This window comes from Mesorhizobium sp. M7A.F.Ca.US.005.03.2.1 (genome assembly GCF_003997795.1).
Classification (GTDB): domain Bacteria; phylum Pseudomonadota; class Alphaproteobacteria; order Rhizobiales; family Rhizobiaceae; genus Mesorhizobium; species Mesorhizobium ciceri.
In genome coordinates this window covers 1-382 of sequence record NZ_RZRP01001655.1, presented here as the reverse complement: position 1 = coordinate 382, position 382 = coordinate 1, and the positions used below count along the sequence as shown (strand labels likewise).

General features: G+C 61.0%; 2 pseudogenes. Both read left to right on the top strand.

Annotation, left to right across the window (positions count from 1 at the left end):
* Positions 1-143: pseudogene (locus EN991_RS41565) on the top strand (ribose ABC transporter permease); the annotation flags it as partial.
* Positions 140-382: pseudogene (locus tag EN991_RS39660) on the top strand (RpiR family transcriptional regulator); the annotation flags it as partial. The pseudogenes EN991_RS41565 and EN991_RS39660, both read left to right, overlap by 4 nt.

Genomic DNA, 382 nt, shown 5'->3' with positions numbered 1-382 from the left:
CCATCCTGGGCGCCGTCATCCTCGGCGCCATGCGCAATGGTTTGACGCTGATGAACGTCCAGTCCTTCTATCAGCTTCTGGCAACTGGTCTTATAATCCTCGCCGCGATGCTTATCGATCGCGTGACGAGGGGGCGTGGATGACCTTGAGCGGGCTGGACCTGAAAGCGGTAGGACCGCGCATCCGCATGATGATGCCGCATCTCACTCCGCTGGAGGCGAAGGTGGTGGAAACCGTCTTCGGCCGGCGCGGCTTCGACGAGAGCATTCCGCTGAAGCAGATCGCCGAGGAATCCGGCGTGTCCGAGGCGATGGTGGTCAAGATCGCCAAGAAGCTCGGCTTTTCCGGCTATCGCGACTTCCGCACCGCCGTCTATGAGTAC